Here is a 10,149-nt window from a genome sequence, read left to right on the forward strand (position 1 = left end):
ACAGGGGAGAGTGAGATGGCGGACGGTTTCGCGGTGCTGAAGACGGCGCGCACGCGTCAGTTGCGGGGGATTTCGGCTGGTGCGCTGATGCTCGCGCTTGCCATGCCGGGTATCGCGCTGGCGCAGGCCGCGCAGGTTCCGGCTACGCCCACGCCGGGCAATCCGCCCCATGTCGATCCCTCACCGGCGCAGACCGCGGTCGTCCCGCCCGCCGCCACGCCGGGCGAGGCGGCACCGCAGGCGGCGGACGAGGCCGCGGTCACCGCGCCGCAGCAGGACGACGCCAATGCGCCCGATATCGTCGTCACCGGCTTTCGCCGGTCCCTCGACGCGGCGCTCAACGTCAAGCGCGAGTCGGTCGCGGCGGTCGACGCGATCGTCGCGGAGGATATCGCGAAATTCCCCGATCAGAACCTGGCGGAATCGCTGCAGCGGATCCCGGGCATCTCGATCCAGCGCGACGCGGGCGAGGGGCGGGCGATCACCGTCCGCGGACTCGGCGCGCAGTTCACCCGCGTCCGCGTCAACGGCATGGAGACGGTCGCCACCTCCACCGACGGCGCCAGTGCCAATCGCGATCGCGCGTTCGACTTCAACGTCTTCGCGTCCGAGCTGTTCAACTCGATCGTCGTCCACAAGACCGCCGAGGCTTCCCTCGACGAGGGCTCGCTCGGTGCGGTTGTCGACCTCAACACCGGCAATCCGCTGGGCGGGAAGCGGGGCGTGACGCTCGTCGGCTCGACGCAGGCGAGCTACAACGACCTTTCGAAGAACTGGGGGCCGCGCATCGCCGGCCTGCTGTCCTACAAGAACGAGGCGGGCACGTTCGGCGCCTCGGTCTCCGCGGCCTATAGCAAGACCAACAACCTCGAGCTCGGCAACAACACGACGCGCTGGGCACAGGCGCGCTTCGACTCGGTCGATGGCGTTCCCTGTTTCTATTCCAGCAACACCAGCAGCACGCGCGTCGCCAATGCCGGCGGTTTCTACCGGCCCAGCACGGCCTGTACCCAGGCGGCGCTCGCCTTCCATCCGCGCATCCCGCGCTACGGCGAGATCCGCCATGATCGCGAGCGGTTGGGCATCACCGGCAGCATCCAGTTCGCACCGAGCGAGGCGACGAAGGTGTCGATCGACGGCCTCTACTCGCGCTTCAAGGAAGACCGCGAGGAAAAGTGGGGCGAGGTGCTGCTCCGGTCGAACGAACGCTCGATCGACGTGCTCAACCCCAAGTACGATTCGAACGGCAACATGGTCGCGGCGACGCTGAACGACGCCTATGTTCGCACCGAACATTACCTCCGCCGGTCGGAAACGGAGTTCTACCAGATCGGCGGCAGCTGGGATCAGAACGTCACCGACACGTTCCGTTTCACCTTCCTGGGCGGCATATCGAAATCGGACGCGTCGATCCCGATCGAGACGACCTTCGTCTTCGACAACCGGTCGGCGCAGAATTACAGCTACGACTATACCAATTCGCGCAGCCCGGTGCTGAGCTTCGGCACCTCGATGACCGATCCGGCGAACTTCCAGCTTGCCGAAATCCGCGACCGGCCGTCCGACACCGTCAACAGGTTCCGCAACGCGCAGCTGCGCACCGAATGGGATGTGACGGACGGCTTCCAGATCAAGGCGGGCGGCGTCTACCGGCGCTTCTCGTTTGATACCAAGGGCTATACCCGCGACGCGGTCGTCTGCCCGGCAGCGGGCAAGGACGCCGTGCTCGGCACGATCACCTGCACGGCGCCCAGCCAGTTCGGCGCGGGCGCGGTCTATGGCTATCCGGCGACTGGCCTGTCCGAAAGCTTCACGCTCGGCAATGCCGGCCAGCCGGGTGGCACGACGACCACATGGCTCATTCCCAACATCGCGGCATCGGCGGCCTATACCGGCCTCTACAATCGCGCGCTGACGCCCGATGCCGGCAATATCCGCAGCGTCGTGGAGACGGTGACGGGCGGTTACCTGGAATTCGACGTGAAGGGCGACGTGCTGGGCCTGCGCTATGCGGCCAACGCCGGCATGCGCTACGTCCACACCGATCAGAGCTCGACGGGTCTCAGCAGCGGTACGCCCGTTTCGATCCAGCGGGGCTATGGCGACTGGCTGCCCGCGCTGAACGTGGCGCTGTTCCCGAGCGATCAGATCATCCTTCGCGGAGCGATCGCCAAGGTAATTACCCGTCCGACGCTCGGCAATCTGACGCCGGGGGGGTCGATCGACGGGTTCAATTACCGCATCACCTTCGGCAACCCGAACCTGGAGCCGTTCCGCGCCACCGCCTACGACCTTGCGGCCGAGTGGTATTTCGCCCCGCAATCGCTGTTCTCGGTCGCCGTGTTCAAGAAGAGCATCGACAGCTTCCCGGTATCGTTAACGACCAGCGGGACCTTTGCATCCACCGGTTTGCCGACGTCGATCATTCCTCCCAGCTCGCCCGCGAAGGCCAACCCGGAAGGGCAGTTGTGGACGATCAATTCGGTCACGAACGGCACCGGCGCGTCGCTGAAGGGGGTCGAGGTTTCGTTCCAGACGGCGTTGCGGTTCCTGCCGGGATTCCTGAAGAACTTCGGCGTGATCGCCAATGCCTCGCTGATCGGGTCCGACGCGACCTATACGGTGGCGGGTCCGACGGTGAACGACTGCGTGCCTGCCGCCAACCCGGCCAGCGCCTGCACCTTCGGCCCCAACGTCGCGGCGCGCCGCACCACGACGCTGTTCGGCCTGTCGAAGCGGGCGGTGAACGGCACGCTCTATTACGAGGATGCGAAGTTCAGCGCGCGCGGATCGGTCAGCTACCGCGGGCCGTACATCGACGCCAACAGCGGTACGGGCAACGTGTTCGAAGGGTATAACTCGACGATCAACGTCGACGCCTCCGTCCGCTACAAGCTCACGCCGAACGTCGAGGTCTCGCTCGAAGGCACGAACCTGACCGACGAATATCGTGATCGCTACACCGACCTCGATGCCAACCGGATCTACGAGTACAACCACTTCGGCCGCACGGTGCTGATCGGCGCGCGCTTCAAGATGTGATCCTCCCCTGGCGCGCCGGCCGATCGCGGCCGGCGCGCCGCTTCGTCATCGGGACACGTGATGGCTTCGATCGATCGCAGGCAGGCGCTCGTCGCCACCTTCGCCGCCAGTATCGCGGGACGTCTGCCCGCTGCCCCGACGCCTGCGCGCGTCGAGCCCGACGAGACGATCGCGCTCTGGCCGGGCCTGGCGCCGGGTATGCCGGCGACGCCCCCGGTCGAGACCATCGAGGAGCGCAGCAAGGATGCGCAGGCCCCCGATCGCGCGGTACGCGGCATCGTGCGGCCTCGTCTCGCCGTGTTCCGCCCCGCAACGCCCAATGGCACCGCCGTCCTGGTCGCGCCGGGCGGCGGCTATCGCTGGGTCGTCGTCGACAAGGAAGGCTATGAGATCGGACGCTGGCTGGCGGCGCGCGGCTATACCGTCTTCGTCCTGTTCTACCGTCTGCCGGGCGACGGCTGGGCGGCGGGACCCGACGTCGCTTTGTCCGATGCCCAGCGCGCGATGCGGCTGATCCGCCAGCGGGCCGCCAGCTATGGATTAAGGACCGATCGAGTCGCGGCCATGGGATTTTCGGCGGGGGGCCATGTCTGCGGCGATCTCGCCACGCGATACGATGCGCGCGTCTATGTGCCGGTCGATGCGGCCGATGCCTTGTCGGCGCGTCCCGACGTGGCGGCGCCCATCTATGCCGTCCAGTCGATGGCGGCGCCGATGGCGCACAAGGGGTCGCGCGACCTGCTGATCGGCGCCGATGCGTCGTCCGCGCGCGAGCGGGCGCACACGCCCGCCCACAATGTGACGCGCGCGACTGCGCCCTGCTTCATGGTGCACGCCGAGGATGACGATGTCGTGCCGATCGACAATACGCTCGCCATGCGCGCGGCGCTGAAGGCGGCCGGCGTCGCCGTCGAGACGCATCTGTTCGCGGAGGGCGGTCACGGCTTCGGCCTGCGCCGCGCGCAGGGGCGGCCGGTCGCGATCTGGCCGGAGCTCTTTCATCGCTGGGCACAGACGCACGGATTGGGATGAGCGGCCGATCGCGACAGAGCCGCCGTTAAGGGAGAGAGACATGACCGATCGACGACTGGGGCGCTGGCTGATCCCCGCGTCCGCGCTCGCACTCGTGGCGTGCGGCAGTGATGGCGGCGGGACGAACGCGTCTCCCTCGCCGTCTGCATCGCCTTCGCCCAGCGCCACCGCGATCGGCTCATTGGGTGCGGACGGCTGGGCGAGCACGGCAGGGGGGACGACCGGCGGCGACGGTGCGACGTCGGCGAAGACCTATACCGTCACCAACCGCAACGAGCTGCTGCAGGCGCTCTACGGCGGCACCGCGACGATCGCCGCGGACGGGGGCGTGACGGGCACGCTCGATGCCGATCGGAAGATCATCTACGTCAAGGGGACGATCAGCCTCAACGTCAACCAAGCCCTCGTCGAACAGCGTGCCGACGATTTCGTGAAGGGCTCGTGCGCCGCGACGCAATATGGCTTCGCCAGCGAGGCCGCGCTGTGGGCGGCCTATTACGCGGCGTTCCGGCCCAGTGTCTGGGGCAATGCCACGATCGTCTCCGGCACGCCGGAAAGCGCCCGCGCCTGTGCGGCTGCCGCGCAGAAGAAGGTGGTGATGGTCAACGTGCCGTCGAACACCTCGATCATCGGGCTCGGCAGCGACGCACGCATCGTCCACGGCAATCTCATCCTCGGCACCAGCAGCGCGCCCGTCGACAATATCGTCGTCCGCAACGTCACGTTCGAGGACGCGTTCGACTTCTTCCCGCAATGGGACCCGACCGATTCCACGACCGGCCGCTGGAACTCGGCCTACGACCTCATCTCCGTGCTGTATGCGACGCATATCTGGATCGATCGCAGCACGTTCAGCGACGGCGCCCGCCTCGACAAGACCTATCCGTCAGTCTGGAGCGAGACGGTTGGGGACGTCGACTATCGCGGCAGCGACTTCAAGGTCCAGCATCACGACGGGCTCGTCGATGTCACCAAGCTCGGCAACCTCGTCACCATCTCGAACAGCCTGTTCTTCAACCACGACAAGTCGTTCCTGATCGGCGGCACCGATACGGCCAGCCGCACGGCGGAAAATCCGACCGTGCTCAAGGTGACGTTCCACGACAATTATCTCCGCAGCCTGCGCCAGTGTCAGCCGCGCGTTCGCTTCGGACAGGTCCACGTCTACAACAACTATTACGAGGGGACGCTCGATCCGGCGGCGGACTATCCCTGGCTGGTCGGCTGGACCGTGGGACAGAGCGGAAAGATCTACGCCGAGAACAACGTGTTCCAGATCACGGGGGGAGATGCGACGGCCGCAGCGGCGAGCCTGTGGAGCGTGTCGGTGAACGCCGCGCGCACCAGTGCCTGCGTTGGACTGGGGTACACGACGGCGGATTGTGCCGCGACCTTCGTGGCGACGGGAACGGTGCTGAATGGCGCGAGCGTCGATGTGGCCACGCCGCTCCTCGCGAAATATCCGGCTGTGTCGGGAGCGAGCTGGCTGCCGATTGCATCCTACGCCTATGTCGCGAAGCCGACGACGGGGCTGTCGGCTACGATCATCGCCACCGCGGGAGCCGGCAAATTCTGATCGGCGCGCGGCTATGCCCGCACTATGCGAAAGCCTCCATTCGCTCTCGCAATACTATGCCCCGGCCGATAGCTGGATCGCCGCAACGAGGAGGGCGGCATGGTCTGGCATCGGTCGCGGCGCGCCGATCTTAGTTTAAGGGCAGGGGGTTTATGCCTTTTGGTAATTTCCGGCCTGGCGTTGCGACGCCTGATCGCTCTGCATATCGCCTCGGGCGGCGCCGATGCCTTTGCCTTCCTGCTGGCGCTGATCGCGTTTCTGTCGGCCAGCCTGGGCAGCGCTGCAACGTTGCTGGGAGGCCACCTGTTCGATGAAGTGGAAGTGAGTGCCCGGTGGCGTCGCGCCGGTCGTGACCGCGCCCTGCAACGCGGGGAGTGACGCCGCGCCGACCGGTGCCTTGGTCGGCCGACATGATGCGCCGCAGGGGCCGGCGGTGACGGCCCGACGCATGGTCTCCCGCCGACGCTGCCAAAGCCAGTCGGGCAGGGGCGAATCGCATCGCAGGGCGATGTACGCATCGCGGCGCGAAACCGGCAAATCTTAACAGGGCTGCCTAACGCGACCAACGGCCGCGGGCGCGCTGTTGATCGATCGCGTCTCGAATACCGTAAAATCCGCAGGTCGACGCGATTAGCTCCGGTCGGTCGGAAGCTGATCCCGACGCCGCCGGAGACGACCGCGATACGCTTGGATAGAGAGGCAATAACAATCGATTGGACCGGTGAGCGGCGTGTCGGCGTGGCGAACTCGCCGCACGTCAAGGCCCCCGCGTTAACCTTGTCCTGTATCACCCGGACACAAGCGGGACGTTAACCGTCGTCCGCGACCGTTGACCGGTCGAGATCGGATGGAGCAGCCGTCGGGGCGAGATCAATCGATATCGGACTAAATCATGAAGTCGCCGATCGCCGCTCTGCTTCTGCTCGTCACGACCCTCTCCCTTGGTCACGGTCCCGCCAAGGCATCGGCTGGGCAGGCCGCCAACGTCTTTCCCGGGGTGCTTGCCGGGCTCGTCGATCAGGACGGACGCGGCTTCGATCCCGGTTCCGTGCGGGGCCGGCTGGTGCTCGTCAATTTCATCTTCACCGGGTGTGGATCGACCTGTCCGACCCAGACGGCACATCTCGTACAGCTTCGGCGCACCCTGCCGGCCCCCGTTCGCGATCGTCTGACAATCCTGTCGATCAGTGTCGACCCCGCCAACGATGACCCGGCGACGTTGCGCACCTACGCGAAGTCGATGGGCATCGCCGATCGCCGGTGGCGCCTGCTGACCGGCAGTCTGCCCGATATCCTGCGTGTCACCCGCGCCTTTGCCGCCATCCGCCCCGATGTGACCAGCCAAGCGCTGCATAGCAGCGAGGTGCGCCTGTTCGATGCGCGCGGCCGCATGCTGCAGCGTTACTCGGGCGCGCCCCTCGCCGCGGCGCAGCTTCGCGCTGACCTGATGACCCTGTCGGGCGCCCGCGCATGACTGCGATGCCGCCTCTACCCTTCGATCGATCCTATTCCGCAAGTCAAGGAATCGCGCCAATGACAAAGATTCGTCATCCGCTCGCCCGTCGTGCCATGTTCCGCGCGATGCTCGCGGCGACCATGCTGACCGCGTCACCCGCGTTCGCCCAATCGCAGACACCCGCACCCATCTTTCCGGTCCTCGTCGATCAGACGCCCGACCCGTTGCTCGCCAACCTGCAGATCCCCGCGGATGCGGCGCAGGCCGGCATGTGGTCGCGGACGGCGTCGTGGCCGATCGTCGCCATCCACGCGGCGATGCTGCCCGATGGCCGCGTGCTGACTTATGGTGCGGCGCCCGGCGGAACGGCGCAGGATGGACGGACCCTGGTCTTCTGGGATCCCCGCAAGGGTCTGGATCAGAGCGCGTTTCAGGTCCTGCCCAACGCGCAGAACGTCGACAGCTTCTGTTCCTCCGCGACGCTGCTGTCCGATGGCCGGCTGTTGGTCTCCGGCGGGGCCAGCTACTCGAGCGGCTTCTCCGGCCGCGAAAGCACGATCGTCGATTGGCGATCCTCGGCGCCGACCCGGGACTATAATCTGACCGCGCAACGCTGGTATGCGACGGTAACAAAGCTGCCCGACGGCCGCGCCCTCATCACCGGCGGCGGCGCGCCCTATACGGCCGCCGATCCCAACCGCGCCTCTGTCGCCAACGACGTGTCGTCGACGCCGGAAGTCTATACCCCGGGACAGGGATGGAGCAGTCTGCTCGGCGCCTTCAGCACCGACGCATTCGGCGCGAACAACGCGCGCTGGTGGTATCCGCGCCAGTGGGTCTCGCCGACCGGCTCCGTGTTCGGCATATCCACCGACAAGATCTGGGAGCTGCGGACCGAAGGGCAGGGGTCGATCCGCACGCTGGCAACCTTTAAGACGGCGCCCGATCTGACCAATCGTGTCAATGCCGGTCCGACCTCCACCGCGGTCATGTACGACACGGGCAAGATCCTGCAGGTCGGCGGTGGCGGCTATTTCAACGGGTACGACTCGCTGTCGAGCAACAGCGCGACGATATTCGACATCAATAACATCGGATCGGGCAACGTCGCGATCACCGAAGCGCGACCGATGAACGCGGCCCGGCAATGGGCCTCGGCGACAGTCCTGCCCGACGGGCAGGTGCTGGTGACCGGCGGCACGGGGCAGGGCGATCGCTTCGAGGCCGGCGTCTACACGACCGAGACCTGGGACCCGAACAGCAACAGCTGGCGTATGGGCGCCGCGACGAGCAATTACCGAAGCTATCACTCGACGGCGACGCTGTTGCTGGACGGGGCGGTGCTCGTCGCCGGCGGCGGCGTACCTGGACCCGTCACGAACCTGAACGCCGACGTCTATTATCCCGCCTATCTCTTCACCAGCCAGGGCGGAGGTTCCGTGCTGGCGCAGCGGCCGCGGATGGTCAGTCTTTCCCGTAACAGCGCCAACTATGGCGAGACGATCGACGTGCAGCTCGCCACCGGTGACCCGGTCCGCGAGGTGTCGCTGATCGCGACCGCATCGAGCACGCACAGCTTCAATTCCAACCAGCGGCGGATGAAGCTCGCGTTCGTGCCGGTCAACGGCGGCATTCGCGTCACTTTGCCCGCCTCGGCGAACCTGGCGCCGCCAGGCTATTATGAGCTTGCGGTCGTCAATACCGCGGGCGTGCCCTCGACCGCCACGATCGTCTCGATCGCGGCTGCCGCGCCTCCGGCGACGATCGTGACGCCCGCCCCGACACCGACCCCGGCTCCGCCGCCCCCGCCGCCGCCCCCGCCGCCGCCCCCGCCGCCGCCCCCGCCGCCTCCGCCCGCGCCACCACCGCCGCCTTCGCCGCCATCACAGCCGGCCGCGCCGGTCATCGGCCAGGGGGGCGCGCAGATCGGGGCAGGGGCCCGCACGCTCGATGCAGCGGCGGACGGGACGCTGACCACCGTCAACATCTACAATCAGCTGTGGGTGTCGCAGATGGGGACGAACTGGGCCATGCTGCCGGGCCAGTATGTCGATGCCGCGACGATCGGGGCGGATCGCTATTACGGCGTCGGCACGGATCGGCAGGTCTATCGCTGGGCAACCGGTCGCTGGCGGGTCGTCGGTGGTGACGCCAAGAGCGTGACCGCCGCTTCGGACGGCACGGTCGCGGTCATCAACGCGACGTTCAGCACCGTCTGGGTGAAAAGCGGCGACGACGATACGGTGCGATGGACCCAGGCGCCGGGCGTCTATGCCAAACAGATCGCGCTCGTGAAGCGTGGCTCGCTCTATTATGTCGGGCTCGACGGCAACGTGTGGCGGTCCGACATGGTGTCCGCGCCGGTGAAGGTCGGCCGCAATGTCACCGCTATCGCAGCATCGGCGAGCGGTACCGTCACGGCCGTCAGCGTCGACGGATCGGTCTGGCGGAAGAACGCCGACGACGCGGTCGAGGCCTGGACGCCGTTGGGCATACGCGCCGTCTCCGTCGCGACGCCGAACGCGACGCGGCTGGTCTACACCGATACGGCCGGCGGCATATTCGCCCGATGACCTCGCGACATCCCACCGCCGTTTGCGGTGGGATAGTTTAGGGGATGTTAGGAATGCGGGTGTACCCATTTCGGACGGAAAGGCTGGCGATCATGCCCGCCCCGGTCGAAAGAGTTTGCCCGATGCCTCGTCCGACGTTCGTCGTCCGCTCGCTGCCACGTCAACTTGCCGCACTGCCAGTCTCGGCACTGGTGGCCTCGCCCGTGTCGGCGCAAGGCGGCATGGGTGGCGATCCCAGCGGATCGGGCGCGATCGTCGGCGCGGTGCAGTGGCTGCAGGGCACGTTGCTTGGCACCGTCGCGACCACGATCGCGGTGATCGCGGTCGCGTTCGTCGGCCTGATGATGCTGACCGGTCGGATGAACTGGCGCCATGGCGCGGCGGTGATCCTGGGGTGTTTCATCCTGTTCGGCGCCGCGGGTATCGTCGCGGGCATCCAGTCGGCCGCGCAGACCGGCGTCTGAGGCTCG

Annotated in this window: 7 protein-coding genes; all 7 read left to right on the forward strand. The window is 66.9% G+C overall.

Annotated features, from left to right (window positions below):
• Positions 1-15: 15 nt before the first annotated feature.
• Positions 16-3,042 carry a TonB-dependent receptor gene (locus tag IQ292_RS13715; protein ID WP_203310878.1) on the forward strand — a complete coding sequence of 1,009 codons (3,027 nt, stop codon included), beginning with the start codon at positions 16-18 and terminating at the stop codon, positions 3,040-3,042.
• 60 nt (positions 3,043-3,102) lie between these two features.
• The gene (locus IQ292_RS13720; RefSeq protein WP_203310879.1) at positions 3,103-4,074 is read left to right on the forward strand and encodes an alpha/beta hydrolase; all 972 of its coding nucleotides are present in this window, start codon (positions 3,103-3,105) and stop codon (positions 4,072-4,074) included.
• A 40-nt stretch (positions 4,075-4,114) separates the two neighbouring features.
• Positions 4,115-5,650 (forward strand): pectate lyase family protein, encoded by a 1,536-nt coding sequence (locus IQ292_RS13725; protein ID WP_203310880.1) that lies wholly within the window; start codon positions 4,115-4,117, stop codon positions 5,648-5,650.
• Between the two features lie 99 nt (positions 5,651-5,749).
• Positions 5,750-6,028, forward strand: a complete 279-nt coding sequence (locus IQ292_RS13730; protein WP_203310881.1) for a hypothetical protein — start codon at positions 5,750-5,752, stop codon at positions 6,026-6,028.
• Positions 6,029-6,542: 514 nt separating this feature from the next.
• The gene (locus tag IQ292_RS13735) at positions 6,543-7,124 is read left to right on the forward strand and encodes an SCO family protein (RefSeq protein WP_203310882.1); all 582 of its coding nucleotides are present in this window, start codon (positions 6,543-6,545) and stop codon (positions 7,122-7,124) included.
• A gap of 59 nt (positions 7,125-7,183) precedes the next feature.
• Positions 7,184-9,679, forward strand: a complete 2,496-nt coding sequence (locus IQ292_RS13740) for a galactose oxidase-like domain-containing protein (protein ID WP_203310883.1) — start codon at positions 7,184-7,186, stop codon at positions 9,677-9,679.
• Positions 9,680-9,801: 122 nt separating this feature from the next.
• A complete protein-coding gene (locus IQ292_RS13745) occupies positions 9,802-10,143 on the forward strand; it encodes a TrbC/VirB2 family type IV secretion system protein (protein WP_203310884.1) in 342 nt (113 codons plus the stop codon).
• The last annotated feature ends 6 nt before the right edge of the window (positions 10,144-10,149 follow it).

It is taken from the genome of Sphingomonas beigongshangi, from assembly GCF_016820445.1.
In the GTDB taxonomy this organism is placed as follows: domain Bacteria; phylum Pseudomonadota; class Alphaproteobacteria; order Sphingomonadales; family Sphingomonadaceae; genus Sphingomonas; species Sphingomonas beigongshangi.